We start from the raw sequence: 26110 nt of genomic DNA, 5'->3' as shown, positions 1-26110 counted from the left end.
AAAAGCTGAAAGCATAAAGCTTAAAGCAAAAAGCGGGTGCAGGAGGACGGGAGCTGCAGCCCCACCTCAGAGACGCGACTATGCTAATAGTGCGCTGAGAGCCGCCATCACTACTTTGCCCTTAGCTTTAACTTCCTGTAGATCTCTTCTTTGCTCATCTCCACCATCTCTCCTGATTGCATGCCTGCAATGGTGATATCTTCCATGCGGTAACGGACAAGCCTCAACGTAGGAAAGCCCACCGCGGCAGTCATCCGTCGCACCTGCCTGTTTTTGCCTTCCTGCAGCACCATCCTGATCCATGGTGCGGGAATACTTTTACGGAAACGGATGGGCGGGTTCCGTGGCGGCAACAACGGTTCTTCCTCAAATATTTCTGCCCGGCACCGTTTGGTGCGGTACATCTTACCATCTACATTGATCTGCACCCCTGCCGCCAACTGCTCCACCGCCTCCGCAGTTACGGCGCCATCCACCTGCACCCAGTACTCCCGTTCATGGGCATGCTGCGGCAATAGCAGTTGCTGGTTCAATGTCTTATCATTTGTAAGGATCAGCAGCCCTTCGCTGTCGTAATCCAGGCGCCCTACGGGATATACATCCGAAGGAACCTTAAAATAATCCGCCAGGCAGGCCTTGTTACCTTCCGGTGTAAACCGGGTTAACACTTCATATGGTTTATATATAATATAATAATAAAGAGACACGAATGCTTTTGCTTTGGTTAAGGAGCCGTAAATTAGTACTTTTGCAAATTGATTATGGCTACATCGTTCCACAATCCTTCATGTCATCATTGCAAGGATCGCTTCTCATCAATATTCTGCAAGGCGGAACAATGCAATCTCGATCAGATTGCAGAAGCCAAAGTATGCTCCGTATACAGGAAAGGACAGGTTATCTTCCATGAAGGAGCCTATCCCTTCGGTGTGTACTGCGTAAACGACGGTAAAATAAAGCTCTCGCACAGTGGTGATGACGGCCGGGAACAGATTATACGCCTGGTCAAAGACGGCGATATCATGGGCTACAAAGCCCTGCTGAGCAACGAAAGGTACACTGCTACCGCCACAGCCCTCGAAGATTCTTCTATCTGCTTTATACCTAAAGACCTGTTTCTCAATATTCTGCAGAAAGATGCATCCCTGTCATTTGAAATGATGCGCATCTTATCGAGCGAACTGCGCAAAGCCGAATTGAAAATAACCCACCTGGCACAAAAGCCGGTACGGGAACGCCTCGCAGAAACCCTGCTTTTTATCAAGGAAACTTACGGACTGGAAGCAGATGGCCACACCCTCAGCGTACGCCTCTCCCGTGAAGAAATTGCCAACCTCGTAGGCACAGCCACAGAATCCGCTATCAGGCTGCTTTCTGAATTCAAAAAAGATGGCATGATAGAACTGGAAGGCAAAAAGATCCGCCTGCTTGACCTGGCCGAAATTATCAGAACTGCAAACCTGCAGGAGTAGCCCCAATCCTGACAAATATCATATTCCCGCTTGACGCATATCATTGCGCCCTTCTGCCGCGACCGGTACTTTTGCAATAACACAACTATTGACTGATGGCCGTTTCTTCGCATGTTCAAACCAATACCACCTGCTATCACTGCGGGGAAAACTGTACTGACAACGATATCACCCTGCAGGAGAAAGTATTCTGCTGTATGGGATGCAAAACGGTATACGAAATACTGAACCAATACGACCTTTGTGAATACTACCATCTTAACAGCAAACCTGGTATCAGTCAGCGGGTAGCCGTGCGAAGCGATAAGTTTGCTTTCCTCGATGACGAAAAAATAGCGCAACAACTCTATCTATTCAGGGATGATACCCACACGCATGTTTCCTTTTATATCCCGCAAATCCATTGCAGTTCCTGTTTATGGCTGCTTGAAAACCTGCACCGGCTGGAGAAAGGGGTACAGCGGGTCACCGTTAATTTTAGTAAGAAAGAGGTATTGATCATCTACTCACATACCGGCACCTCTTTAAGAAGGGTGGCAGAAATATTAACCGCCATCGGGTATGAACCGTACATCAGCCTGCAGGATCTGCAACGCAAAAAACCTGCGGTTAACCGGCAGCTGGTATACCAGCTGGGCGTGGCGGGCTTTTGCTTCGGCAATATCATGTTGCTGAGTTTTCCCGATTATTTTGCCAGCGCCGGTGGTCTTGATGAAATATTTAACCGCCTGTTCCGGTATATGAACCTGATACTGGCATTGCCGGTATTACTTTACAGCGCACAGGCATTTTATAAGCCGGCCTGGAACGGGTTAAAGCATGGATTCCTTAATATAGACGTACCTATTGTGCTTGCCATCTTCGTTACTTTTATACGCAGCTTTGTGGAAGTAATTAACGGTCAGCCGGGGTATTTTGATTCCATGACAGGCATCGTATTTTTTATGCTGATAGGAAGAATATTACAGGATAAAACTTACCAGGGGCTTTCGTTTGACCGGGATTATACTGCCTATTTTCCTATAGCCGTAAGCGTTATAAGGGAAGATAAAGAAATTCCTACCACGCTTCCTGAGCTGAAAACCGGCGATACCATCCGTATTCACAACAATGAACTGGTACCGGCAGATGGCATTATTGTAAGAGGAAAAGCCCTGATAGATTACAGCTTTGTAACCGGAGAATCGGTGCCGGTCAGCAAATCGATCGGGGAAATTATTTATGCCGGCGGCAGACAGCTTAATGGTAACCTCGAAATACTTACCATTAAAGAGGTAGCGCAGAGTTACCTGACCAGCTTATGGAACCGTGATGAACTGAAAAATAAAGCGGAAAAACAGGTGTCTTTTGTTCACCTGCTGAGCCGCTATTTTACGTGGGCGGTGTTGTTGATTGCAGCTGCTACTGCCGCTTACTGGTGGGTGAATGAACCTGCGCGTATATGGCCTGCTGTTACCGCCATCCTGATCATTGCCTGCCCCTGTGCCCTGCTGCTGGCATCTTCATTTACCAACGGACATATTTTAAGAATCCTCAGCCGGCACCGGTTTTACCTGCGTAATGCACAAGCCATTGAAAACATGGCCAACGCCACACATATTGTATTCGACAAAACCGGTACGCTCACCGGCAAAACAGGCAGCTCGGTTATCTATTACGGCAATGCGCTTACACCTATACAGGAAGTGATGATAGCTACCCTTGCAGCGCAGTCCACCCATCCTTTAAGCCGGGCCATTGTTCAGTATTGCGGGGATCCCGCATCGCGGCATATCCACGACTTTCAGCACTTTACAGGCAAAGGTGTATGCGGATGGGTAGATGGATTTTTTATCCGGCTGGGCAATGCAGGCTTCACGGGCGCACACCACAAAAGTGAGCAGGAAGGAAGCGTGGTGTACGTATCCATCAACGAAAAACTGTACGGATTATTTACTATCCGCAGCAGCTACCGGAACGGTTTACGGCAACTGATGCAGCAGCTGCAAACTTCTTACCCATTATCTGTACTATCAGGAGATAATAATCATACGCTCCCACAATTAGGTCGGTTGATGGGCAACGATGCCACCCTTCTTTTTGAGCAACAACCGGCAGATAAACTCGCTTATATCATCTCCCTGCAAAAGAAAAACGAAAAGGTAATGATGATTGGTGATGGATTAAATGATGCCGGTGCGCTGAAACAAAGTGATATTGGTATTTCATTAACAGAAGACAGCAACAACTTTACGCCTGCCAGCGATGGTATACTGCATGCGGATCAACTGCCTTTGCTGTTTTCTTTCATCCGCTTATGCAAAGCCAACAAGCGTATTATCCTCTTTAGTTTTGTATTGTCACTCCTCTATAACATCACCGGTTTATACTTTGCGGTGCAGGGAATTTTATCGCCGCTGGTAGCCGCTGTCCTGATGCCAGCCAGTTCTATCAGCATTATCCTGATCACTTTCGGTTGCAGCGAATGGCAGGGCAAAAAGCTTTACAGCAATGCACTACAGCAAATGAATGATAAAAGTCATATTCCTGATTGAGTAAAGTCATAGTAGTAAAGGTGCAGTGCTGTTACCTTTGCTATCACATGAAACATACACAGTAAATCTAAGCCCAACCTCAGATAAGCCCGGATGAAATGGGCGTGTAAACAGCCGCTGAAAAGGCTGTTTACACGCAACGGGTGAGGCATGCCGGAAAAGAAGTATGGTATTACATCACAATACACCATCCATGAAAGGAATGAACGTAATGCAGATAGCGGGAAATGAAAAAGTGAAGAGTTGTGGTATCCTGAAAACAAAACGCTTTGATGCCACCCTGCTCATTATGCAGCAGGGGCACCAGATTCCGCCGCATACATCGCCGGCCCATGCCATGATCCTTATACTGGAAGGGAGGATCGCATTTATGCTCAACGAAGAAATAACCATCCTGGAATCCGGCGATGTTTTTTCCTTTGGCGCCAACGAAATACATGCCCTGCAGGCGTTGGAAACAGCCAGGTTTATTCTCATTAAATAAATAGCCATGAGCGTTATCATCATTTTACTCGGTGTTAGTTTACTGGTAGCCATAGGATTCCTGGCAGCATTTATCTGGTCAGTAAAAAACGGGCAGTTTGAAGATGATTTTTCACCGGCGCACCGCATCCTCTTCGAGGATAAGCCCGATAACGTTAACGAATAAACGCATTTATCAACACCTTTAAATACCACTATGTCACTCGAAAAATTTTATTACGACAACCGCACGGTGAAATGGTTTGCCTACGCTTGTATGTTCTGGGGGCTGATAGGCATGCTGGCCGGTTTATGGGCAGCGCTGGAGCTGGTGATCCCCGGCCTTAACATGGGATTTGCCCCCATTACTTTTGGCAGGTTAAGACCCGTACATACCAATGCCGTCATCTTTGCATTTGTGGGCAATGGTATTTTCATGGGAGTATATTATTCCCTGCAACGGCTTTGTAAAGCCCGCATGTTCAGTGATCTGCTGAGTAAAATACATTTCTGGGGCTGGCAGGCCATCATCGCCGGCGGCGCCCTTACCCTGTTCCTGGGCTACACTACCGGCAAAGAATATGCAGAGCTGGAATGGCCATTTGATATTGCCATCACCCTTATCTGGGTAGTGTTTGGCGCCAACATGCTGGGTACTATCCTGCGCAGGCGCGAATCACATTTATACGTAGCTATCTGGTTCTATATCGGCACCTGGGTAGCTATTGCCATGCTACATATTATTAACTCTTTTGAATTCCCTTTATCCCTGTTCAAGAGTTACAGCTGGTATGCGGGTGTACAGGATGCGCTGGTACAGTGGTGGTACGGACATAATGCGGTGGCGTTTTTTCTCACCACGCCTTACCTGGGGCTGATGTACTATTTTGTACCTAAGGCCGCCAACAGGCCGGTGTATTCGTATCGCTGGTCCATCATCCACTTCTGGTCGCTGATATTTATTTATATCTGGGCCGGCCCGCATCACCTGCTGTACACCGCTTTGCCCGAATGGGCCCAATCGTTGGGAACGGCTTTCAGCATTATGCTGATCGCTCCATCCTGGGGTGGTATGCTCAACGGCCTGCTGACCCTACGCGGCGCCTGGGACCGGGTGAGGGAGGATGCTATCCTTAAATTTTTTGTGGTAGCGCTTACCTGTTACGGTATGGCCACTTTTGAAGGACCGATGCTGTCACTGAAAAATGTGAATGCCATCAGTCATTACACCGACTGGACCATTGCACACGTTCACGTTGGCGCATTGGGCTGGAATGGGTTCCTTACTTTTGGTATCCTTTACTGGATGATCCCGCGCATTTTTGGTACGCAGCTTTTCTCCCGCAAATGGGCCAATACGCATTTCTGGATCGGTACACTGGGCATTATCTTTTATGTAATCCCGCTTTACTGGGCGGCCTTTACGCAGAGTATGATGTGGAAACAGTTTACCGAAGAAGGACAACTGAAGTACCAGTTCATGGAAACAGTTACCACCATTGTTCCGATGTATGCGCTGCGCGCAGTGGGTGGCATGTTGTATATCAGCGGCCTGATACTGATGATTGTAAACCTTACCAGAACAATCCGCAAAGGTGCATTTATTGCCAACGAAGCAGCGGAAGCACCTGCATTACCCAAAGAGATTGTTACACATGGTAAAGCGCACTGGCACAACTGGATAGAACGCCGCCCTATACAACTGGTGGTATTCAGTTTGGTAGTGGTAGCCGTTGGCGGCCTGCTGGAAATGATGCCCACCTTCCTGATCCGCAGCAATATTCCTACTATCAGCAGCGTAAAACCATATACACCGCTGGAATTACACGGTCGCGATATTTACCTGAGAGAAGGTTGCTACAACTGCCACTCACAGATGATCCGTCCTTTCCGGGATGAAGTGGCCCGCTATGGCGAATACTCCAAAGCCGGCGAATTTGTATACGACCATCCGTTCCAATGGGGGTCCAAGCGTACCGGTCCCGATCTGGCGCGTATTGGTGGCAAGTATCCGGACTCCTGGCACTTTAATCACATGCTCGATCCTACGTCCATGTCGCCGGGTTCTATTATGCCGGCTTATCCCTGGCTCTTTGAAGAAAGAGTGGATAAAAGTAAAACGCCTGCCATGATCAACGTGATGCGGAAACTGGGGGTGCCTTATGCAGCCGGCTACGAACAACAGGCTATTGCCGACCTGGAGAAACAGGCACAGGGCATTGCCGCATCCCTGCAAAAGGATAAGCTGCCCATTAAAGCAGACCGTGAAATTATTGCATTAATAGCCTACCTGCAAAGGATGGGGAAAGATATTAAGTCGACCCCAAAACCTGCACCGGTAGCCAATAACGCTGAATTCTAAACCGCAACGTCATGAAGTTCATTAATTACCTGGGATCTATAGCCGGTATCAGTATTTACCCGATGGCATCGCTGCTGTTGTTTACCACTTTTTTTGTGGCGGCCTCGCTATGGGCTTTTAAAGCCGATAAGAAAATGGTGGATCATATCAGCCGTATTCCTTTAGATAATGACGACACAAATGCCCAATAAAAGAAAAACAATGAATAAACAGTTTATACAGCTACTCACTGGCGGTTTATTATGCAGTATCCCTGCCTTTGCAGATGGCGGAGCGGGGACCCCTTCAGAATTATCTGACCCGGTAGCCCTGGTATTACTGGTGGTAGCAGGAGGACTATTACTGGCTATCGGCATCCTGGCTAATGCGGTGCTGGGCGCTATGGATATTTTCAGGGAAAAGATGAAGAAAGATGCCGGTAAAGCTTTAATAACTGGTGGTGTTGTTATGCTGTCACTCCTGAGCAGCAACGCTTTTGCACAAACGGCCACTACTGCTGCCAGTCCTTATTTTACGAGGCTGTCGCAAACTTCTTTCTACCTGCTGATATCGGTTATTATACTGGAACTGGCGGTGATCATCAGTCTTTTATTCCTGTTGCGCTACCTGGTGGGCATCAAAAGAAAACGTACACCCGCGAAAGCAGTGGCGCCTGGTAAACCCCGGGTATCATGGCTGGAAAAAATCAATAAAACACGGACCGTGGATGCGGTGGCAGAAGCAGAGGAAGACATGGGCCATGATTTTGATGGCATCCATGAACTCAATAACCCTACACCTCCCTGGTGGAAATGGGGATTTGTATTCACCGTTTGCTTTGGCATCGTATACTTCTGGCGTACGGAAGTTACTCACTCGGCGCCCAGCCAGCTGGAAGAGCTGGCGGCAGAAGAAGAAAAAGCGGCTGTTGCCAAACAGGAATACCTGAAAAAAGCCGCCAATAACATCGATGAAAACAATGTAGTCATGCTCACCGATCCGGCTGATATCGCTGCCGGGCAAAAGATGTTCGTTTCCAACTGCGCGCCTTGTCATGGCCCGCAGGGACAGGGTGTAGTAGGGCCTAATCTCACCGACGACTACTGGCTGCATGGCGGCAAACTCAATGAAGTCTTTAAAACAATAAAATACGGCGTGGCCGATAAAGGAATGAAATCCTGGCAGGAAGATTTTTCGCCCAAGCAACTGGCGCAGGTAGCCTGCTATATCAAAACGTTACGCGGCACTAATCCGCCGAATGCCAAAGAACCACAGGGGCAGAAAGAATAAAGCAGCAGTTATGGCTAACAGCACCTTCAGAGATACAATAGCTACCGTTGACGGGCAAGGCAAACGCAACTGGATATACGCAAAGCAGCCAAAAGGCCGCTGGTATAATATCCGCAGTTGGGTGAGTCTCCTGTATTTTAGTGTTTTCTTCAGCCTGCCGTTTATTTCCATAAATGGCAGGCCTTTATTTATGCTGAATGTGGTGGAGGGAAAGTTTATCCTTTTTGGCGCCATCTTCTGGCCGCAGGACTTCTTCATTTTCGGGCTGGCTATGCTGGCATTCATTCTTTTTATTGTGGTATTTACGATGGCCTTTGGAAGGCTCTTCTGCGGGTGGATGTGCCCACAAACCATTTTTATGGAGCTGTTATTCCGCCGCCTGGAATACTGGATAGAGGGAGATGCCGCTGCGCAAAAAATGCTGCAGCAGTCGCCATGGAATACCAATAAAATCATGCGGAAAACAGGGAAGCACATTGCCTTCTATGCCCTGTCATTTCTCATTGCCAATATATTCCTCGCCTATGTCATCGGGGCTAAAGCGCTGGGTAAGATCATCACCGAGCCGTTATCTGCACACACCGGCGGCTTTATCGCCATCATCGTGTTCTCAGGCGTGTTCTATGGCGTATTTGCCTTTATGAGGGAGCAGATCTGCACGATTGTATGTCCGTATGGCCGTTTGCAGGGGGTATTGCTGGACAGGAACTCCATTTTGGTGGCGTACGATTACGAAAGGGGAGAGCCCCGTGGAAAGTTCCGTAAAGACGATTCCAGGGCACACGGCGATTGCATCGACTGTATGCAGTGCGTGAAGGTTTGCCCTACGGGAATAGATATACGGAACGGCACCCAGCTGGAGTGTGTGAACTGCACCGCCTGTATTGATGCATGCGATTTCATGATGGAACAAACCGGCCGGCCGAAAGGACTGATCCGGTATGCTTCCGAAAACGGCATCGCCAGCAAACAAAAGCTGCGGTTTACGCCGCGGCTCAAAGTATACTCCGGGGTGTTGGTGGTATTGCTTACTGCTATCAGCTTTATGCTGGGCAGCCGGAAACCGGTAAGCGGCACTATTATGCGCACAGCAGGTATGTTGTACCAGGAAAGAGGCACTGATAGCTTGTCGAACCTGTACCGTATTAAACTCCTCAATAAAACCGGCCGGGATATTCCGCTCGGGTTGAAACTGGAAAACGAAAACGGCGTGGTGTCCATGATAGGCAATGCCGTGATTCATATAAAGGCCGAAGGGCAGGGGGAGGGTACTTTCTTTATTGTATTGCCCAAAGCTTCCGTGCATCAGCGTAAGTCAACTTTATACATCGGGCTGTATGAACACAACAAAAGGATTACCCGTTTACGCACCACGTTTTTAGGACCGGTACAATAAACAAGACAGCGCATTCACATCTTAAAAAATTATTACCATGAACTGGGGACATAAGATCATTATAGTGTTTGTAGTATTTGCCGCCGGCATTCTGACGCTTGTTACCAAAAGCATGCATACCAGGATTGATATGGTAACGCCTGATTACTACGGCGAAGAATTGAAATACCAGCAGGTAATTGATGGAAAAGAAAATGCCGGAAGATTATCTGCTCCTGTTACTATATCACAGGAAGACGCAGGTGTAATGATTTCTCTTCCATCTGAGCTGCGGAACAAAGCGCTCAATGGTAAAGTAACCTTTTACCGGCCTTCTGATTCCGGCAAGGATGTATTGATGCCGCTTCAACCGGATCAATCGGGACGGCAGTTAGTGAGCCGGCAATTATTCATCAGGGGGCCGTACAAAGTGAAGATAGCATGGACGATGAACGACCAGCCATACTACCAGGAACAACTGGTAAATATTAATTGAGATAACGGAGCAGGATAGTTATTTAAAAAATTACAAAAGATATACGCACTATGATCGCTTCATTTATACTTGGTTTTGTGGGCAGCTTTCACTGCATAGGTATGTGTGGTCCTATTGCATTAACGCTGCCGGTACAACATCTTAACGGTATCCGCAAATTAGGGGGCATACTGTTATACAACGCGGGCCGCATCAGTGCTTATGCCATCCTCGGACTGCTTTTTGGATGGCTGGGCAAACAGTTATACCTGGGTGGATTACAGCAATGGTTGTCGATCATCACCGGCAGCTTATTGCTTGTGCTGGTAATATTGAAATACGCCGGCATAAGATTAACAAAAGGCAGGCATCTCCCGGATATTTTCACTTCAAAAATAAAATTCCGGCTGGGCAGCCTGTTAAGGCAACAGCGCTTCCATACTTTATATGCCATTGGCTTTCTGAACGGACTCCTTCCATGCGGACTCGTGTACCTCGGTATTGCCGGCGCCGTTGCCTCCGGTGATGTGCTGAAAGGGATGTTGTTCATGGCTGCCTTTGGTGCAGGTACTTTACCTGCAATGGTGGGTATTACCTGGTTCAGTCACCTGGTCAATATGCAGGTGCGTAACCGGATGCGCAGTTTGATACCGGTGGTGATCAGCATCATGGGCGTGTTGCTGATCCTCCGGGGACTAAACCTGGGCATTCCTTACATCAGCCCGGTGCTGACGCCCAATAGTGAACATGTAGTTGAAAATTGTTGTCATAAACCATTACATCATGAGCCTCATCAGTAAATATAACGTAGCCGCACCGCGGTACACCAGTTACCCTACTGTTCCCTATTGGGAAGAGCAAACTTTTCATCCGGAGAAGTGGAAAACGCTGTTGAAAAAATCATTCCTCGAATCGAACGGTAAAGATGGGATCAGCTTATACATTCACCTGCCTTTCTGTGAGAGTATGTGTACGTATTGCGGTTGTAATAAACACATCACCGTTAACCACGGGGTAGAGGGGCCTTATATTGAAACCCTGCTGAAAGAGTGGCAGCTGTATGTGGATACTTTCGGCGGGCGTCCGCGCATCCGGGAAATACATCTTGGCGGAGGCACGCCTACCTTTTTCAGTGCAGCACATCTGGCGATGTTGCTGAATGGCATTTACCGCACTGCGGAGCTGCTGCCTGATGCCAGTTTAAGCTTCGAAGGTCATCCGGGCAATACCACGCCGGAGCATCTTCAATCGTTGTATAACCTCGGCTTCCGCAGGATCAGTTTAGGCATACAGGACTTTGATATGCGGGTACAGGAAATCATTAACCGTTTGCAACCTTTTGGAATGGTGGCATCCGTAGTAGAGAACGCCAGGAAGATTGGATTTACCTCCATCAACTTCGACCTGATCTATGGTTTACCGTTGCAAACGCTTACAAGCATGCAGCATACGATTGATAAGGTTGTCCGGTTACGCCCCGACAGGATCTCTTTTTACAGTTATGCACATGTGCCCTGGATAAAGGGAACCGGTCAGCGTCGTTATACAGAAGCAGATCTGCCAAAAGATGAAGAGAAGCGGCAGTTGTATGAACTGGGTAAGTTACTGTTCGACAGCAATGGTTATACGGAGATTGGTATGGATCATTTCGCGCTGCCGGAAGAGGCCTTGCACAAAGCTTTCCTGCAAGGGCGGCTGCACCGGAACTTCATGGGTTATACTGATTCTCCCACATCGTTGCTGGTTGGTTTGGGAGCTTCTTCCATTGGCGACAGCTGGTATGCTTATGCACAAAATGAGAAGAAGGTGGATCTTTACCAGGACCTGGTGAACAAAGGGGAGTTTCCGGTTGTACGCGGTCATATCCTGAACGAAGAAGACGGGTTGCTGCGAAAGCATATTCATGAGCTGATGTGTCGATTTGAAACTACCTGGAACAAGGCAGACACGCAGTGTGATGCGATCATTGATGGCCTGCAGCGATTGCAGGAGATGGAGCGCGACGGGCTGGTGCAGGTACTGCCTCAGAAGGTGGTGGTAACGCCTGAGGGGAGGCCTTTTATCCGCAACATTTGTATGGCTTTTGATGCCCGGCTGTGGCGACAAGTACCACATTCACAATTGTTTAGCCGCGCCATATAAAGCATTGCGGATTTTGTCTTTCTCAGGATTAAACGGATTTTACTGATTACTTTGATTTTACTCTTTTGGATTTTATAAAGGATTGAAAAGATTCGGGGAGATATAAGCGAGGATATTCGCTTATATCTCCCCGAATCTTTTATAAATCCAAAAGGTAAAATCAAAGTAATCAGTAAAATCCGTTTAATCCTGAGAAAGACAAAATCCGCGTTTTTTTTTCGCTTTTAGGCCAGAAAAACCCAAAAATTGAAAAAACGGGGTCCTCTACCGGGTTATCCATTTACCGGGAAATGGGGATGAGAAAGAAGAAGATGTAGTGATGAATTTTAGTGCGATAAAAATGTGATCTGCTGTAACGCTTTATTCATGCGGGTTTCAGAGGCAATAAAAAAAGTCTGACCGTTGGAACAATCAGACTTTCTTGTTATGTGAATGGGTTAGTAAGTACAGGGAAACAAAATTCCCTACACAATATTAAAAAGAATTTCATCACAAAAGAAAAAATTTACAAAAAATTTTATTCACACTACGAAAATAATTGTGGATAACAGCAGATCGAAACTTTCCGATCATCGTTATCATGCCTTCATATTTTGATGGTTGCAATTGCCGATTTACTACCTTTGTTGCTCTTAAACATTATTCAATAATTCAGAGTATATGAAGTTCGAAGCACCTGTTGCAGTAACGGAAATAGCAGCATATATAGGCGCAGAGCTGGTTGGCAACAGCCACCTGATGGCCACTGGCATCAATGAAATACATAAGGTTACACCGGGAGATATTTCCTTTGTTGACTTTGAGAAATACTATAACGCCAGTCTGCAGTCGGCAGCAACCATCATTATCATAAACAAAAAGGTAGATTGTCCGGAAGGCAAGGCGATTTTGGTACTGGACGACCCATTCAGTGCGTATGTAAAACTGGTTAAAAGATTCAGGCCTTTTGAGGCAGCAACCAAAGCCATCAGCGACAGCGCCGTGATAGGAGAAGGCACTGTTATTCAACCCAACGTATTCATTGGCAATCATGTGCGCATTGGCCGCAACTGTCTCATTCATCCCAACGTAACGATTTATGACTACTGTGAGATCGGTGACAACGTAATTATTCATGCAGGAACGGTACTCGGGGCAGATGCTTTTTACTTTAAGAAAAGGGCGGAGCGTGAAGTGATCTATGATAAGCTGGAAAGTTGCGGAAGAGTGATCATTGAAAGCGATGTGGAACTTGGCGCCGGCTGTACCATCGACAAAGGCGTAAGCGGCGATACCATCATTGGCCGTGGCACCAAACTGGATAACATGATCCATGTAGGTCACGGTACCGTTATCGGCAGAAATTGCCTCATTGCTGCGCAGGTAGGCATTGCCGGTAAAGCTAAAATTGAAGACAATGTGATCCTCTGGGGACAGGTAGGCGTGAATAAAGATCTTACCATCGGGAAAGGCGCTGTTATTCTCGCACAAAGCGGGGTGCCGGCTTCCGTGGAAGGAGGCAAAACATATTTTGGTTCCCCGGTAGAAGATGCCAGGGTAAAAAAGAAAGAACTTGCCTGGATCAAACGCATCCCCGAGATGTGGGAGAAACTCAAAGAAACCAGGTAATCATCAACGCCGGGAAACAATATCACCTGTTCCCGGCGTTTCAGCATATTCAAAACCACCCGCTTCATGAAGTATTTGTTTGCCGCCTTACTCCCCCTGCTACTTTGGAGTTGCAGCACCACCAAACCCACTGCCGTTAAATCATCCCTATACACCAGCGACCAGGAATGGGCGGTAAAGGTGAAAGACGGCTGGCTTAGCGCTAAAACCATTTCTTTTGGCCTTTATTCCACTACTTCCCGTAAAAACGGCGTAGCGGAAGCCACCTTCGTTAAAGACCCTAAAAACGCCTTTAATTTTTATCTGAACGGCAATGAGGAACACCTGTTGATACAAACCATGAACACTACAGCCATTGTGTTCTCCAACCGCGACTTGCCGGCTTATTTAAGTAGTTTGCCGGGAGCAACGGACCTTCGCTACACATTGATCAACGGCACCAGGAATGAGCCGTTAAAACGCTGGGAAATGATCGTTAAAAGCCCTCATTACCTGGAGCTGAATGAAAACAAACCGGCAGGCGTGTTACGGTCTACGGATACAGATATACGCATTACCGCCCATAACCGTTTTGGTAAGGTAAATTCCTACGAAAGTGTGTGCTACGAGTTTCAATACCGCGGGCAACCCATCGCAGCAGTAATACCAGGCGAAAAACCCCGGGTATGGATGAGCAGGGACGCCCCTCCCGAACTCTCCAAAACACTGGCAGCGGCTATCGCTGCATTCCTTTTTTAAGTGGCGCGCGCGGATGTTGTCTTTCTCAGGATTAAACGGATTTTACTGATTTAGGGGATTTGATCACGTTGGATTTTTAATGATTCGGGGAGATAAAAGCGAATATATCCGCTTTTATCTCCCCGAATCATTAAAAATCCTTTATAAAATCCAAAAAGTAAAATCAAAGTAATCAGTAAAATCCGTTTAATCCTGAGAAAGACAACATCCGCGTTAATCCCGCGAAAAACCAGCTCCGCGCTCCCGGAGGTAGGCGGCAGAAATATGCTGGATTGTTTCTTCCAGTGGCCGGAAACGGAATCCCGGTAAGGCATTTAAGATCTTGTTGTTTTCGTAGTATACTTTGAGCTGGGCAGTACGGGCCGTTTCTTTAGTGATAAGCGGGTGTTTGCCCGTAAGCATTCCCTTCACCTTTTCGAGTCGCCACACTGCTTCGGCCATCCAGGGCTTGGCCGCAATATGCGGCGGTTTTTTACCGAGCGCCTGCGCCATATGGGTGAATAACTGCAGATAACTCCAGTTGTCTGCCGACAGGATAAACCGCTCTTCGTTGATGTCGCTGTCCATTAACCGGATCATGGCAATTACCACATCCTCCACATCAACAAATCCATTTACGCCCTGTGTGTAATAGGGAAATTCTTTCCAGGCATTTTTGATCAGGGTGCCGGAACCCTCCTCCCAGAAGCCTGCACCCAGGATAATGGAAGGGTTTACAATTACCGCATCCAGTCCTTCTGCAATACCTCTCCATACTTCCATTTCTCCCTGGAACTTACTGATGCTGTAACGGGAATTATTCTTACTGTCTTCCCATTCACATTCCTCGTTTACGGCCGCACCTGGCTTTGCTCTTCCGATAGCGGCTACAGAGCTTACATACAGGAGCTTTTTAACGCCGGCATCCAATGCCATATTCACTACGTTGGCAGTGCCTTCGGCGTTAATTTTCAGCAGGCGGTCTTTATCCGCTGCCTGAAAAGAAACAACTGCAGCACAGTGATATACCTGTGTTACATCCGTCATAGCGTCTTCCAGCGAGCACACGTCCAGGATGTCGCCTGGTACCCATTCTATTTTATCTGAAATATCCTGCAACCGGGGTGAAGGTTGTTTACGGTACAATGCTCTCACAGGTTTCCCTGCGGCAACCAATGCCCGGATTAAATGACTACCCAAAAAACCTGTACCGCCGGTGACTAAAATCATGAAGACTAAAATTCTTTTTTCCAAAAAGAGGTTCAAAAATAACTAAAACCTGTTATTGTTCGTACCTGTAAAAACCCAATCCTGTTTTACGTCCCAGCTTACCATCCTTCACCCTTTGTTCCTGCAGCGCATTAGGTTTAAAGCGGGGCGCCTGCTCAAAAGCATCATACAGGGATTGCGTTACCGCCAGGTTGATATCGTTACCTATCAGGTCCATTAATGCAAAAGGACCCATTTTAAACCCGGCTGCTTCCAGCAGCTGGTCAATGGTGCTGAAATCTGCCTGACCCTGTTCCGCAATATGCATGGCTTCCAGGTAATAATGCCTGGCCACCCTGTTCACAATAAAACCGGGAGCATCTTTTACCCTTACCGGCACTTTACCCATCTTTTCCGCCAGTTCATAAATAGTGTCTGCTACTGCTGGTGCTGTTTCCTTTCCGCTTACCACTTCCACCAGTTTCATCAGGTGGGCGGGGTTAAAAAAGTGCATACCCACCACTCTTGATGGATGAACGCTTACAGCCGAGGCTATTTCAGAAACAGACAGGGAAGAGGTATTGGAAGCAAAAATGGTTTCTGCAGTATTGATGGCGGCCAGCTGGTTGAAGAGTGCTGTTTTGGCGGTGATTCTTTCTACAATAGCCTCTATGATCACATCGGCTACACAGTCTTCGATAGCTGCGGTGAAACGGATCCGTTGCAGGATGCTGTCTTTATCCGCAGGAGCCAGCTTTCCTTTTTCCACGGCAACCGTCAGGCTTTTCTCAATCTGTGCTTTTGCCCTGTCCAGGCCGTCCTGCCGGATATCAAACAACAAAGTAGTAAATCCGCTGTAGGCTGCTATCTGTGCTATTCCGGCGCCCATAGTACCTGCGCCGCATACGGCAATAGTTTGAATCACTTTTTTGAGGTTTTTCATCCGGCTATTACATAAATGCAGCGGGAAGTTCCGCTGCATTTATGTAATAGCCAAATAGCCTGGTAATAATATTTATACTGCTCCTTCAAATTGTTCCAGGAAACGGGTATCGTTTTCAGAGAACAGGCGCAGATCTTTAATCTGGTATTTCAGCATGGTAATACGTTCTATTCCCATACCGAAGGCAAAGCCGGAATATTTTTCCGGGTCAATGCCGCAGTTGGCCAGTACTTTCGGATGTACCATTCCGCAACCGAGTATTTCTACCCAGCCGGTTTGTTTACATACATTACAACCGGTGCCTCCGCAAATGAAGCATACAATGTCCATTTCCGCGCTGGGCTCTGTGAACGGGAAATAGGAGGGGCGGAAACGGATGCCCGTATTCTCGCCAAACATTTCCTGAACAAAGTGATACAGCGTTTGTTTGAGGTCTGCGAAAGAAACGTTTTCGTCTATGTACAATCCTTCTACCTGGTGGAAGAAGCAGTGTGCACGGGCGGAAATGGTTTCATTACGGTATACTCTTCCCGGGCTGATGATACGGATAGGCAGCTTGCCTTCTTCCATTACCCTTACCTGGGCGGAGGAAGTTTGGGTGCGCAGCAGCCAGTCGGGATTTTTGCTGATAAAGAAAGTATCCTGCATGTCGCGGGCCGGATGATTTTCCGGAAGGTTCAATGCCGTGAAGTTGTGCCAGTCGTCTTCAATTTCTGGTCCTTCGGCAATGGTAAAGCCCAGCCGCTCAAAAATGCGGATGATCTTATTCCTTACCAGGCTGATAGGGTGCCTGGTGCCCAGCCGGTGAGGCGCGGCCGGTAAAGTATAATCTATATCGCCGGCATCGGCGCCACCAGCATCTTTCAGATCGCTGAACTGCTCGTAGCGGGATTCCGCGAGTTGTTTAAATTCGTTTAAAATCTGCCCGAATTCTTTCTTACGGTCATTCGGTACCTGTTTCATCTCCCCGAAAAGAGCTTTCACGATACCTTTTGTACCCAGGAATTTTATGCGGTACTGTTCCAGATCCGCTGCGCCGGCAGGCGTAAAAGCCGCTATTTCTTCTTTGTAGGCTGCTATTTGCTGTACTAACTGTTCCATAAACAACAAAGATAAGCGTTTAGGTGTAAACTGAAGAGGTTTAGCCATTGCTCCTTTTTTCACGGAAATGACGTATATTTTCATGAGCAAATCGAGGGGGTTATGCCTGTCACCACACACACTGTTATGCTGATACTGGCTGCAGCCGGCATTGTCATTTTTTTTCTCCTTTGTCTGCATTACCGTTCCCGTTACCTTCTTCTCAAAGGCAGTAGCGAAGCTTTGATCCAAAACAGCCACCAGCAGGATGCCGCAATGCTCCTTCTCCGCACACAAATTACAGAACTAAAACTGGTGAACCTGAAATCACAGGTGAACCCGCATTTCCAGTTTAATTGCCTAAACGGCATATACACCGCCCTCATGACCGGCGAAACGGCGCTGGCACAGGAATATATTTCCCGTTTTGCCGGCCTGCTCCGGAAAGTGTTAATGCTGGCTGATAAAGATTTTATTCCCCTGCAGGAAGAAGCCGATCTGCTGGAGCAGTACCTCAAACTGGAACAATTGCGCACCAATAACGGGTTTGAGTATACGCTCTATACCGATCCGCAGATCTCTGCGGCGGCCCTGTATGTACCCTGTATGCTGGTACAACCTTTTGTGGAAAATGCTATCTGGCATGGCCTGATGCACAAGCGTACAAACAGGCAGCTACACGTTCAGTGGATGCAGCTGGGTCCGGACCTGTATGCGTGCGAGGTAACAGACAACGGTATCGGAAGGGTACAGGCACTGCAATATCATCACGACGGGCTAAAAAGTAACAACCACCATTCCAGGGGCATGGAAATATGTATGGAAAGGGCCACCCTTTACCGCGCCATGTACCATAAACAATTTAACATTGAAATCTCCGATCTGCCGGGAGCGGAGAACACCGTAGAAGGCACCCGTGTGTACATTACTTTTGAATCCGATCCGGCCATGAACCACTAAAAAATCAATTTGTAACCCACTCCCCGGATATTAACGATCTGTACACGGGAATCATCTTTCAAATACCGGCGGAGCTTCGTGATAAATACGTCCATACTGCGGGCGTTGAAAAAATTATCATCTCCCCAAAGATCGAGCAATACAGCTTTCCGCTCCATTACCTCATTTTTGTTATCGTATAACCGCCGTAAAATAGCCGCCTCGCGGTGTGACAGGAACTCGATGGAATTATTGCGGGCAAGGGTTTGCTTGGTGTAGTTGAAAACATATTGCCCGATGGTTACAGCGCCTTCTTCCATTTCCCTGGTGCCGGGGTTATCGCCAAAACGTTTCAGCAGCGCCGTAATACGAACAATCAGCTCGTCCATGCTGAAAGGCTTTTTCAGGTAGTCGTTTCCCCCCAGTTCAAAACCTTTCACCACATCAGCAGTCTGCGATTTGGCGGTCAGGAAAATGATGGGCGTGAATTTATCCTGCTTACGGATTTCTGCCGTAACCGTAAATCCATCCATGTTAGGCATCATGATGTCCAGCACCACCACATCGGGGTGTTCCTGCTGGTATATACGCAGCCCTTCTTTGCCATCGGCTGCGTACAGCATTTCAAACCCCCGCATTTCAAGGCTGTCTTTCACGATTTGTCCGAGCTGCACTTCATCTTCTATCAATAATACTTTGGGCATAAATCTCTTTTATATGGTTAAGCAGAAGGGATGATAATGGTAAATTCGCTGCCTTTGTCCGGTTCACTTTGCACATGTATGGAGCCGCCATGCATTTCCACTATTTTCCGCACATAACTTAATCCCAGGCCAAACCCCTTTACGTTGTGCAGGTTGCCGGTAGGCACCCTGAAAAATTTATCAAAGATACTGCCCTGGTATACCTTCGGGATACCAATGCCGCTATCTTTTACCCGGATCTTTAAGATACCGTTTTCCATGCTGGTTTGCAGGTATAATTGTACGTGTTCGCCGGAATATTTAATCGCGTTATCCACGAGATTATTAATCGCACTGGCCAGGTGTGTTTTATCAACAAATACGGCTTTGCCGGCCAGGTTATTATCATAGCGTAACTGTAGCTGCTTTCCTGCTTTAAGCTGGTGGTTGGAAAGGATGTTGTCAATTACTTCATTCAGGTCTGTTTCCTCCCGGAACAATTCAATATCTTCTTTTTCTTCGGCAGCAATATGCAGTACTTTTTCCACGAGATCTGATAAGCGCTGCAATTCATTTTTTGATATATCCAGGTACGTTTGTGTTTTACGCTGGTCGTTCAGTGCATTGAAGTTCTGTAACGCCTCTACTGCCGCAGATACGGTAGCAATAGGCGTTTTCAGCTCATGCGTCATGTTGTTGATAAAATCGTTTTTTACTTCCGACAGCTTTTTCTGCTTGAGAATTGTTCTGAGCATATAAATAAAACTGAGGGTGGTAAGCACCAGTAATACCAGTGAGCTGAGCAGGGTCCAGATCATCTTTTGTAAAATAAACTGCAGGGGGGAATCGAAGCTGGCCTGTACGAACAAGTTGCTGGCGGGGTTAAAAGGAATTTTCGCCGTTTGCCTGGGTTCCCTCCGGCGGATGCTGTCTCTAAACGTTTCCCTTTCAAAACCGCTGTAGTTCAGATGAAAAGTATCCAGTTCATAGGGCGTGGCTATCTGGCGATTGGCCAGCTCCACTTTGAAAACAGAGTCCAGTTTTTTAAGATTGGTACTATCGTCGTGTAAGTTGCTGGTAATGAGGAACTCGGAGATCTGCCGGGCCAGTGTATCCACATATATCCTGCTGGAAGAATCGCCCTTAAAAGCAGCTGCCGGAGGTCGCTCGGGGTAGCGGTCGAAATGCTGCCCCTTGAAACGCCTGCCTTTAGGCATGCCTATTTCTTCCAGCTGATCTGCCAGTCCGCGCATAGGCGACTTCAACGAATCTTTATCTTTACCATAGTAACGGATATAGCGGCGCACATCAGAAAACTGCTTATTAAACACAGCCATCCGCAGCGATTCATTGATCTCTTTATTGAACTGTTCCTCTCTTAATTTGTATGAATTATACAGCCAGTACCCCTGGAACAGAAATATTCCGAGGATACAAACAGACATGAGGATGAGAATATTTCTGATTCTTTGTCGCATGAAAGATTTTAAGATCCTTACAAAACTATCCATTCCACGGGGAAAAGAAGGCAATCCCTTAACAGTAATTAACAGTAAATAAGGAAGATTAACGCTTACAGACAGCCCTTAACAGTAAATAACAGTAAATAAAGCTTTTTAACCCAAAAAATGAAGACGAAGATTCACATTTGTACTAAAATCAATCAGGTATGAACCGAACTATCCGTTTATTCATCGCAGCAGCCACGCTGCTATCTGCCACCAGCCAGGTATATGCTCAGCAATCAGGAGTGATAGAATATGAAGTAACCGCCAAAACAGATCCCGAACGCATGCGCGGATTCCAGCGCGGTGGCGACGACGCACCCGAAATTCCGGATGTCATCACCTTCAAACAGGTATTTACTTTCAGCAACAACCTCGGTAAGCTCACCACCGAGCGGCCTGAAGGCGGCGGCTTCGGCGGCAGAAGACAGCGCCCCGACGGAGATACCAGCACCCGGCGCAGACAAGGCCCAGGTGGTATGGGCATGGGCATGGGACGGGGTGGCAACGCCCAGTATGTAGACCTGGCCAATAAGAAGTATGAACAGGTGTTCAGCACCTTTGGTGATGATAAGAAAACTTATTACACAGAAGAAGACTTCATCTTTACCGCTAATAACAAGTCGTCCGACAAAACAAAAAAAATTGCGGGCTATACCTGTAAAAAGGCCACCATACAGCTAAAAGACGATACGTACACCGTTTGGTACACCAACGAATTGCCCTTCGCTTTCTCCCCGGTGAACGGATTATTACCCGACAGCAATGCCGTTGTGCTTTCTGCGGAAGGCGGCAAACGCGCCTTCATCGCAAAAAATGTTAGCCTGAAAGCCGTAACAGATACGGATCTCAGCATACCCGCGGGTGCAGAAAAAGTGAGCCCCGACCAAATGAGAGAAATCAGAAGACAGGAAATGGAGAAATTACGTAAGCGGCAACAACAATAAATAAATTTCATCCTAACTTCCCCTTTCCTGTTAAATTCATATATGAAGAAACTTATACAACTCTTGCTGGTACTGGGTTTGGGCATTATACATGTACAGGCCCAGGCACAACAAGGAAAGATTAAAGGCCAACTGACTGACTCTACCTCCAGGGATGCCATGCCCGCTGCCACGGTAGTGTTACTGAATGCAAAAGACTCCAGCGTTGCTACCACCACTATGACAGACAACAAAGGCAACTTTGAACTGACCAACGTCGCCGATGGCGCATACCGGCTGTACGTAAGCTTCCTGGGCTATAAACCTATCAATAAATCATTGCAGATTAACCAGGACCATAAGGAAATATCCCTCGGCAACATCCCTATGGTATTAAAAGGAGTAAACCTGAATGCAGTAGAAATACTGGACGAAAAACCACCCATTGTAGTTAAGAAAGATACCCTTGAATTTAATGCCGATGCATTTAAAACCCGCGAAAATGCAGTGGTAGAAGACCTTTTAAAGAAACTTCCGGGCGTTACAGTAGATAAAGACGGCGCTATCACCGCACAGGGAGAAACCGTTACCAGGGTACTGGTAGATGGTAAACCGTTTTTTGGCAACGACCCCAAACTGGCCACCAAAAACCTGCCAGCCAATATTATCGACAAAGTACAGCTGATAGACCGCAAATCAGACCAGGCTCAATTCACACAAATCGACGACGGGCAAACAGAAAAAACGATCAACATCACCATTAAAAAAGATAAAAAGAAAGGACTGTTTGGCCGCGCTACTGCCGGCTATGGTACCGACGACCGCTATGGCGTATCCCTCAGCTTAAACCGCTTCAGGGAAAACCAGCAGATGTCGTTGCTCGGTGGCGGTAACAACGTAAACAATATGGGCTATACCCAACAGGATGCCATGAGCTTCAGTTCTGCCGGTGGCGGAAGAGGAGGTGGTGGCCGCGGCGGCGGAAGAGGCATGCAACAGCTCATGGGTGGCGGCAACAACAGCGGTATCACCCGCAACTGGAACACCGGCCTGAATTTCAACCAGGACTTCAGCAAAAACCTGATCGTGAACGGCAGCTACTTTTTTAATGATACCAAGAATAATACAGAACAAAAAACAGCAAAACAAACATTCAGTACCGATAAACAAGGCAACGCCACCACCAACTACGACAATACCAATTCCACCTCTCAAACAGATAACAGTAACAACCGCTTTTCTGCCAGGGTGGAATATACGATCGACTCCTTTCATTCACTGATCTTTTCACCAACCTATTCCCTTACAAACGGCAACAACTACAGCGTTACAGAAAACCTGTCGCTGAACACCAATAAGGATACATTGAACAGGGGACTCACTTACAATGATGGCCAGGGCAACAATGAAAATTATGGCGGCTCACTGCTGTTCCGCAAACGGTTTAGAAAAGCAGGCCGCACACTGAGCCTTAACTTTAATTACAACAACAGCGATAATGACCAGGAGAACTATGTAAAATCAAGTATCAATTATGTTTCTGCCGACAGCATCGTTAACTTCAACCAGCGCAATCAAATAAATACCAATAGCCGCAACGAAGGCGTGAATGTTACCTACACAGAACCGTTGGGAAGGGATCGCTTCCTCGAAGCAAATTATGGTATCACAAAATACAATAGCACCAGCACAAAATATACTTACGACTATGATGATGCGAAAGGACAGTACAACATCATGAACGACTCACTGAGCAATTCTTTTACCAACAGTACCCTGAACCAGCAGACCGGCTTTGCCATACGCACCAACAAACTGAAATATGATTATTCCATAGGACTGAATGTGCTGTTTAACAGCCTTGATAATAACACGTATTCATTCCTGAAGGGGAAAGACAGCCTGATCACACAAAACACGGTTAACTTCTCCCCACAGGCATCTTTTAACTATACATTTTCCAAGAACAAACGGCTACGCATAAACTACAACGGTAATACACAGCAACCATCTGTACAACAGCTGGCGCCCGTTCCGGACAACAGTAACCCGTTGTATATACAGCTGGGTAACCCGGACCTGAAACCATCTTTTACCAATAACCTCAGCGTTAACTACAACTCGTTTAACAACATCACCTTCCGGGGAATGTTTGCCCGGTTGAACGGCGGTTATACGGTAAATAAAATTATCAACTCCACTACACTGGATCCTGAAACCGGCAGGCAAACCGTGAGACCGGTAAACGTAAATGGTAATTACAATATTTCGGGTATGGTACACAACTCCATTCCCTTATCCAAAACGCCAGGGCAAAACCTGAACACAGGAACTTCCGTGAGTTATAATAAAGATGTAATTGTGAGCAATGGCATTAACAGCAACACCAATTCGTTGCAGTTATCACAGTCGGCCAACGTAAGCTATATGTACAAGGAATTGTTTGATATTTCACTGGGCGGCAGCATTAATTTCAATGCCACCAACTACTCCCAGGCCAGCGCCGGTGCAAGTGATACCCGCTACCTGGATTACAATATCAACACGGATTTCAATATCAATCTCCCGCTCGGCTTCCTGATCGGCAGCGATATCACCTGTACAATGAACCGTGGCCGGCAGCCGGGTTATAACCTCACCTCCACCATGTGGAACGCCAACGTATCAAAGTATGTATTTCCAAAGAAACAGGGGATGATCAAGATCCAGGGATTTGACCTGTTGAGACAATATATCAGTGTATCCCGCACCGTGGCAGACAACTACATCCAGGACGTACAGAGCAATGTATTACAGCAATACTTTATGGTGAGCTTCACCTATTTCCTGAATAAGTTTGGCGGTAATAGCGGCAAAGGCGAAAGAGGCAACCGTATGATGGGCTTTCCTCCGGGAGGTGGCCGCGGCGGCATGAGACCAAGAGGCTTCTAAGTTGACCATCTATATAAAAATGGGCATTATTAATCCGTATGATTAATAATGCCCTTGTTATTTAGAGACTAATTTAAATAGACATCGTTCTTCTTGGAGCCGTTACCCGCTTCAGTATCCAGGAAAGAGTAAACGTGGGGATAAAATCTGTACCTGGAAATAATTCCTCCATGAAGTTAAAAACACTACCGAAAGTACCAATCGTGCCACCAAACATACGGTAGAAAATGATGGCAGAAATCGGGGCCCAGATAAAGTCACTGACGTCTCCTAATACCGGAACTGCGTAACTGGCGCATCCTAACACGTCCATCAGGATGCAGATCCATAAACTGGGAGTATATTTTTTTTCCATATCAACCTCCGCTTTTCAATACATAAACAAATTACTTACCAAATTCCAAACTAACTGTAAGTTACTATATAAACGCAGGATGAGCGCGGTTGGTTCTACGGAAAAAATAAAATCCGTATTTCCACGCCCTTTTGCCTTAAAAAGGCGGCAGGAGCTTGTAAGTAAACATAATTTCGCCTACATTGATGGCAGTTTTAAAGCAAACCTTTTTTATGCATCAGGAAAACTCACGCCGCGATATGATTAAGAAAGTAGCCACAATGGCATTCGCATCCACCGCGCTATCATCCCTCTCCAGCAGGGTATCTGCACACGATCTGGCAGTAGATGAAAAACTAAAAGGCAAAATCAACCACTCGGTATGTGCCTGGTGTTATAACATTCCACTGGATGAACTGTGTAAAGCTGCTAAACAAATCGGCATTCATTCCATCGACCTCGTTGATCCGAAAGACTTCGACATCCTGAAGAAAAATGACATGATCACCGCTATGGTGGCCAGTAATGGCCCGGATTGGAATATCGGCAAAGGATTTAACACCGTAGCCCACCACGATAAACTGGAAGAATATTTTAAACATTATATAGATGAAACCGCAAAAGCCGGTTTCACCAACCTGATCTGCTTTTCCGGCAACCGTAACGGCATGAGCGATCAGCAGGGCCTTGAAAACTGCACCAAAGGCCTGCAACGCATTACCGGCTATGCAGAAAAGAAAAAGGTAACGCTGGTAATGGAACTGCTGAACAGCAAAGTGGATCACCACGACTACCAGTGCGATCATACCGCCTGGGGCGTAGAGCTATGTAAATCAGTGGGTTCTCCCAATTTTAAGCTGCTATACGACATTTACCATATGCAGATCATGGAAGGGGATGTAATCCGTAATATCCGCGACCACCACGATTATATTGCGCATTACCACACCGGCGGGGTACCGGGCCGTCATGAAATTGACGAAACCCAGGAGCTGTACTATCCGGCCATCATGAAAGCGATCTACGAAACCGGCTTTAAAGGCCACGTGGCCCAGGAGTTTATTCCTGCCCATAAAGACCAGATCGCATCGCTCCGCCAGGCAGTAGGAATCTGCGATCTGGCTTAAATTCATAAATATATCCT

Annotated in this window: 24 protein-coding genes; 17 read left to right on the top strand and 7 right to left on the bottom strand. The window is 47.0% G+C overall.

Annotation, left to right across the window (positions count from 1 at the left end; genetic code table 11):
- Nucleotides 1-110: 110 nt before the first annotated feature.
- On the bottom strand, nt 111-707 hold the full coding sequence (locus tag ACLHR0_RS07810; RefSeq protein ID WP_429043287.1) for a pseudouridine synthase: 597 nt from the start codon (nt 705-707) through the stop codon (nt 111-113).
- Nucleotides 708-761: 54 nt separating this feature from the next.
- Here ACLHR0_RS07810 and ACLHR0_RS07805 point away from each other — a divergent pair, with 54 nt between their 5' ends.
- The 13 genes from ACLHR0_RS07805 (at nt 762) to ACLHR0_RS07745 (ending at nt 14437) form a co-directional block, all read left to right on the top strand.
- Nucleotides 762-1472: a Crp/Fnr family transcriptional regulator gene (locus ACLHR0_RS07805; protein ID WP_429043284.1), complete on the top strand. Its 711-nt coding sequence runs from the start codon at nt 762-764 to the stop codon at nt 1470-1472.
- Between the two features lie 95 nt (nt 1473-1567).
- Entirely contained in the window at nt 1568-4006 is a 2439-nt protein-coding gene (locus tag ACLHR0_RS07800; RefSeq protein ID WP_436485715.1) for a heavy metal translocating P-type ATPase, read from the top strand.
- Between the two features lie 193 nt (nt 4007-4199).
- The gene (locus ACLHR0_RS07795) at nt 4200-4490 is read left to right on the top strand and encodes a cupin domain-containing protein (RefSeq protein WP_436485713.1); all 291 of its coding nucleotides are present in this window, start codon (nt 4200-4202) and stop codon (nt 4488-4490) included.
- Nucleotides 4491-4496: 6 nt separating this feature from the next.
- A complete protein-coding gene (gene ccoS, locus ACLHR0_RS07790; RefSeq protein ID WP_436485711.1) occupies nt 4497-4655 on the top strand; it encodes a cbb3-type cytochrome oxidase assembly protein CcoS in 159 nt (52 codons plus the stop codon).
- Between the two features lie 30 nt (nt 4656-4685).
- Complete coding sequence (gene ccoN / locus ACLHR0_RS07785) at nt 4686-6830, top strand: cytochrome-c oxidase, cbb3-type subunit I (protein WP_436485709.1); 2145 nt, start codon at nt 4686-4688, stop codon at nt 6828-6830.
- An 11-nt stretch (nt 6831-6841) separates the two neighbouring features.
- On the top strand, nt 6842-7021 hold the full coding sequence (locus ACLHR0_RS07780) for a CcoQ/FixQ family Cbb3-type cytochrome c oxidase assembly chaperone (protein WP_370908929.1): 180 nt from the start codon (nt 6842-6844) through the stop codon (nt 7019-7021).
- Nucleotides 7022-7031: 10 nt separating this feature from the next.
- Nucleotides 7032-8099, top strand: coding sequence for a cbb3-type cytochrome c oxidase N-terminal domain-containing protein (locus tag ACLHR0_RS07775; protein WP_436485707.1), 1068 nt, complete (start codon nt 7032-7034; stop codon nt 8097-8099).
- Nucleotides 8068-9495: a cytochrome c oxidase accessory protein CcoG gene (ccoG, locus tag ACLHR0_RS07770; RefSeq protein WP_436485705.1), complete on the top strand. Its 1428-nt coding sequence runs from the start codon at nt 8068-8070 to the stop codon at nt 9493-9495. Before ACLHR0_RS07775 ends, ccoG begins: the two co-directional genes overlap by 32 nt.
- Before the next feature lie 37 nt (nt 9496-9532).
- A complete protein-coding gene (locus ACLHR0_RS07765; RefSeq protein WP_436485703.1) occupies nt 9533-9970 on the top strand; it encodes a FixH family protein in 438 nt (145 codons plus the stop codon).
- A gap of 50 nt (nt 9971-10020) precedes the next feature.
- Nucleotides 10021-10749: a sulfite exporter TauE/SafE family protein gene (locus ACLHR0_RS07760; RefSeq protein WP_436485701.1), complete on the top strand. Its 729-nt coding sequence runs from the start codon at nt 10021-10023 to the stop codon at nt 10747-10749.
- Nucleotides 10733-12091: an oxygen-independent coproporphyrinogen III oxidase gene (gene hemN, locus ACLHR0_RS07755; protein WP_436485699.1), complete on the top strand. Its 1359-nt coding sequence runs from the start codon at nt 10733-10735 to the stop codon at nt 12089-12091. The genes ACLHR0_RS07760 and hemN overlap by 17 nt, the downstream gene beginning before the upstream one ends.
- A gap of 660 nt (nt 12092-12751) precedes the next feature.
- The gene (locus ACLHR0_RS07750) at nt 12752-13699 is read left to right on the top strand and encodes a UDP-3-O-(3-hydroxymyristoyl)glucosamine N-acyltransferase (RefSeq protein ID WP_429043254.1); all 948 of its coding nucleotides are present in this window, start codon (nt 12752-12754) and stop codon (nt 13697-13699) included.
- 66 nt (nt 13700-13765) lie between these two features.
- Nucleotides 13766-14437, top strand: coding sequence for a hypothetical protein (locus ACLHR0_RS07745; protein WP_429062224.1), 672 nt, complete (start codon nt 13766-13768; stop codon nt 14435-14437).
- A gap of 213 nt (nt 14438-14650) precedes the next feature.
- Here ACLHR0_RS07745 and ACLHR0_RS07740 read toward each other — a convergent pair whose 3' ends face one another.
- The 3 genes from ACLHR0_RS07740 to pheS form a co-directional block, all read right to left on the bottom strand.
- Nucleotides 14651-15646, bottom strand: coding sequence for an NAD-dependent epimerase/dehydratase family protein (locus ACLHR0_RS07740; protein ID WP_436485697.1), 996 nt, complete (start codon nt 15644-15646; stop codon nt 14651-14653).
- Nucleotides 15647-15698: 52 nt separating this feature from the next.
- Entirely contained in the window at nt 15699-16568 is an 870-nt protein-coding gene (locus tag ACLHR0_RS07735) for a 3-hydroxyacyl-CoA dehydrogenase NAD-binding domain-containing protein (RefSeq protein ID WP_436485695.1), read from the bottom strand.
- 72 nt (nt 16569-16640) lie between these two features.
- Complete coding sequence (gene pheS, locus ACLHR0_RS07730) at nt 16641-17669, bottom strand: phenylalanine--tRNA ligase subunit alpha (protein ID WP_089896762.1); 1029 nt, start codon at nt 17667-17669, stop codon at nt 16641-16643.
- Nucleotides 17670-17771: 102 nt separating this feature from the next.
- Between pheS and ACLHR0_RS07725 the strand changes: the two genes are divergently transcribed.
- A complete protein-coding gene (locus ACLHR0_RS07725; RefSeq protein ID WP_429043240.1) occupies nt 17772-18608 on the top strand; it encodes a sensor histidine kinase in 837 nt (278 codons plus the stop codon).
- Here the strand turns inward: ACLHR0_RS07725 and ACLHR0_RS07720 are convergent.
- Both ACLHR0_RS07720 and ACLHR0_RS07715 read right to left on the bottom strand, forming a co-directional pair.
- The gene (locus tag ACLHR0_RS07720; protein ID WP_370908918.1) at nt 18605-19291 is read right to left on the bottom strand and encodes a response regulator transcription factor; all 687 of its coding nucleotides are present in this window, start codon (nt 19289-19291) and stop codon (nt 18605-18607) included. The genes ACLHR0_RS07725 and ACLHR0_RS07720 overlap by 4 nt on opposite strands.
- Before the next feature lie 17 nt (nt 19292-19308).
- Nucleotides 19309-20748, bottom strand: coding sequence for a sensor histidine kinase (locus ACLHR0_RS07715; RefSeq protein WP_370908917.1), 1440 nt, complete (start codon nt 20746-20748; stop codon nt 19309-19311).
- Nucleotides 20749-20939: 191 nt separating this feature from the next.
- Between ACLHR0_RS07715 and ACLHR0_RS07710 the strand changes: the two genes are divergently transcribed.
- Together ACLHR0_RS07710 and ACLHR0_RS07705 are read left to right on the top strand one after the other, a co-directional pair.
- Complete coding sequence (locus tag ACLHR0_RS07710) at nt 20940-21722, top strand: hypothetical protein (protein ID WP_436485692.1); 783 nt, start codon at nt 20940-20942, stop codon at nt 21720-21722.
- Nucleotides 21723-21764: 42 nt separating this feature from the next.
- Nucleotides 21765-24632: an outer membrane beta-barrel protein gene (locus ACLHR0_RS07705; RefSeq protein WP_436485690.1), complete on the top strand. Its 2868-nt coding sequence runs from the start codon at nt 21765-21767 to the stop codon at nt 24630-24632.
- A 73-nt stretch (nt 24633-24705) separates the two neighbouring features.
- On the opposite strand, the gene ACLHR0_RS07700 is transcribed toward ACLHR0_RS07705, so the two are convergent.
- The gene (locus ACLHR0_RS07700) at nt 24706-24987 is read right to left on the bottom strand and encodes a hypothetical protein (protein WP_429043229.1); all 282 of its coding nucleotides are present in this window, start codon (nt 24985-24987) and stop codon (nt 24706-24708) included.
- A 212-nt stretch (nt 24988-25199) separates the two neighbouring features.
- On the opposite strand from ACLHR0_RS07700, the gene ACLHR0_RS07695 reads away from it, so the two are divergent.
- Nucleotides 25200-26093: a hydroxypyruvate isomerase family protein gene (locus tag ACLHR0_RS07695; RefSeq protein ID WP_370908913.1), complete on the top strand. Its 894-nt coding sequence runs from the start codon at nt 25200-25202 to the stop codon at nt 26091-26093.
- Nucleotides 26094-26110 lie beyond the last annotated feature (17 nt).

The sequence above is a fragment of the Chitinophaga sp. ARDCPP14 genome, from assembly GCF_051362515.1.
Taxonomy (GTDB): Bacteria; Bacteroidota; Bacteroidia; order Chitinophagales; family Chitinophagaceae; genus Chitinophaga.
The sequence above is the reverse complement of the archived record's forward strand: the minus strand, read 5'-3'. Positions and strand labels throughout refer to the sequence as shown.

Bases quoted from the DNA above. Each gene is read 5' to 3' on its own strand.
- ACLHR0_RS07805 (WP_429043284.1), top strand. From the start codon at position 762: ATGGCTACATCGTTCCACAATCCTTCATGTCATCATTGCAAGGATCGC.
- ACLHR0_RS07800 (WP_436485715.1), top strand. From the start codon at position 1,568: ATGGCCGTTTCTTCGCATGTTCAAACCAATACCACCTGCTATCACTGC.
- ACLHR0_RS07795 (WP_436485713.1), top strand. From the start codon at position 4,200: ATGAAAGGAATGAACGTAATGCAGATAGCGGGAAATGAAAAAGTGAAG.
- ccoS (WP_436485711.1), top strand. From the start codon at position 4,497: ATGAGCGTTATCATCATTTTACTCGGTGTTAGTTTACTGGTAGCCATA.
- ccoN (WP_436485709.1), top strand. From the start codon at position 4,686: ATGTCACTCGAAAAATTTTATTACGACAACCGCACGGTGAAATGGTTT.
- ACLHR0_RS07780 (WP_370908929.1), top strand. From the start codon at position 6,842: ATGAAGTTCATTAATTACCTGGGATCTATAGCCGGTATCAGTATTTAC.
- ACLHR0_RS07775 (WP_436485707.1), top strand. From the start codon at position 7,032: ATGAATAAACAGTTTATACAGCTACTCACTGGCGGTTTATTATGCAGT.
- ccoG (WP_436485705.1), top strand. From the start codon at position 8,068: ATGCCAAAGAACCACAGGGGCAGAAAGAATAAAGCAGCAGTTATGGCT.
- ACLHR0_RS07765 (WP_436485703.1), top strand. From the start codon at position 9,533: ATGAACTGGGGACATAAGATCATTATAGTGTTTGTAGTATTTGCCGCC.
- ACLHR0_RS07760 (WP_436485701.1), top strand. From the start codon at position 10,021: ATGATCGCTTCATTTATACTTGGTTTTGTGGGCAGCTTTCACTGCATA.
- hemN (WP_436485699.1), top strand. From the start codon at position 10,733: ATGAGCCTCATCAGTAAATATAACGTAGCCGCACCGCGGTACACCAGT.
- ACLHR0_RS07750 (WP_429043254.1), top strand. From the start codon at position 12,752: ATGAAGTTCGAAGCACCTGTTGCAGTAACGGAAATAGCAGCATATATA.
- ACLHR0_RS07745 (WP_429062224.1), top strand. From the start codon at position 13,766: ATGAAGTATTTGTTTGCCGCCTTACTCCCCCTGCTACTTTGGAGTTGC.
- ACLHR0_RS07740 (WP_436485697.1), bottom strand. From the start codon at position 15,646: ATGATTTTAGTCACCGGCGGTACAGGTTTTTTGGGTAGTCATTTAATC.
- ACLHR0_RS07735 (WP_436485695.1), bottom strand. From the start codon at position 16,568: ATGAAAAACCTCAAAAAAGTGATTCAAACTATTGCCGTATGCGGCGCA.
- pheS (WP_089896762.1), bottom strand. From the start codon at position 17,669: ATGGAACAGTTAGTACAGCAAATAGCAGCCTACAAAGAAGAAATAGCG.
- ACLHR0_RS07725 (WP_429043240.1), top strand. From the start codon at position 17,772: ATGCCTGTCACCACACACACTGTTATGCTGATACTGGCTGCAGCCGGC.
- ACLHR0_RS07720 (WP_370908918.1), bottom strand. From the start codon at position 19,291: ATGCCCAAAGTATTATTGATAGAAGATGAAGTGCAGCTCGGACAAATC.
- ACLHR0_RS07715 (WP_370908917.1), bottom strand. From the start codon at position 20,748: ATGCGACAAAGAATCAGAAATATTCTCATCCTCATGTCTGTTTGTATC.
- ACLHR0_RS07710 (WP_436485692.1), top strand. From the start codon at position 20,940: ATGAACCGAACTATCCGTTTATTCATCGCAGCAGCCACGCTGCTATCT.
- ACLHR0_RS07705 (WP_436485690.1), top strand. From the start codon at position 21,765: ATGAAGAAACTTATACAACTCTTGCTGGTACTGGGTTTGGGCATTATA.
- ACLHR0_RS07700 (WP_429043229.1), bottom strand. From the start codon at position 24,987: ATGGAAAAAAAATATACTCCCAGTTTATGGATCTGCATCCTGATGGAC.
- ACLHR0_RS07695 (WP_370908913.1), top strand. From the start codon at position 25,200: ATGCATCAGGAAAACTCACGCCGCGATATGATTAAGAAAGTAGCCACA.